We start from the raw sequence: 526 nt of genomic DNA, 5'->3' as shown, positions 1-526 counted from the left end.
AGCGTGCCGCCGATCTGGCTAATCGTCTCGGCAGTGATGCTGTAACTTGCAGCCGACATGAAGCCGCCAGACTGCACCACGCTACCGGTCGTATCGGTGATGCCCGCGTCTGCGCCATCCATGCTGGCGTAGAGATTTCCAACGTTGGTCGAGCGCTCTTCGTTGGTCAGGCTACTGGTGTCGACCGTCAGGTTCTGGGCGCTGACCGATCCCGTATTGAGAATGCTGTCGGCGTATTGAAGGGCAACGCTGGTTCCACTGATCTCGCCGTCAGCGCTCACGCTCGCGTAATCCTCGGGCAATAGCACCTCAGGGACGAGCGCCTCCTCCGTCGGACATGAGCCGCTTCCCGTGGCGGTGCATCCCGGCTCCGGCACGGTTTCCTCGACATACCACAGCATGGGTTCATCGACCAGCGCGAGCTGCGCCTGCGTCAGTTGCGTCCCCAACGCAATGTTGTTCTGCTCCGCGTACTGTAACGACGCGCCATAGAGGGCTGCCGTGTCCAGGTTGCTTACCGTGGTAT

1 pseudogene is annotated in these 526 nt (G+C 61.2%); it reads right to left on the bottom strand.

The window, feature by feature from the left end:
* Positions 1–526: pseudogene (locus U5A67_RS40520) on the bottom strand (adhesin); the annotation flags it as partial.

The sequence above is a fragment of the Paraburkholderia sp. J69-1 genome, from assembly GCF_905220255.1.
Taxonomy (GTDB): Bacteria; Pseudomonadota; Gammaproteobacteria; order Burkholderiales; family Burkholderiaceae; genus Paraburkholderia.
Note: the sequence above shows the minus strand (reverse complement) of the source record. Positions and strands in the feature narration are given on the sequence as shown.